The 208-nt window shown below is 53.4% G+C and carries 1 protein-coding gene; it reads right to left on the bottom strand.

Translation table 11 applies throughout. From position 1 onward, the window contains the following. Nucleotides 1-208 (bottom strand): hypothetical protein (locus tag CWC16_RS19910; RefSeq protein WP_171037678.1); only part of this gene is annotated, 208 nt, incomplete at both ends.

Below are 208 nucleotides of genomic sequence, written 5' to 3'. Positions count from 1 at the left end.
ATCGCTGATGATCACCGTCACAGTTTGACCGTCTTCCACATCGCTCACCGTGCCACGCACGACCATGGCGGCGCTTTCACCGTTACCATTTATGACGCCGTCGGCGGTTTTATCAATACTGGTTGTGATCGATGCGGTGTTATCAAGTTCTACGCTATCTTGCGCTGAAATTGGGTTGCCTGCCACATCGGACACGCTTGCTGTAGCG

It is taken from the genome of Pseudoalteromonas sp. S3776, from assembly GCF_005886915.1.
Lineage (GTDB): Bacteria > Pseudomonadota > Gammaproteobacteria > Enterobacterales > Alteromonadaceae > Pseudoalteromonas.
This window is presented reverse-complemented; position numbering and strand designations above follow the sequence as displayed.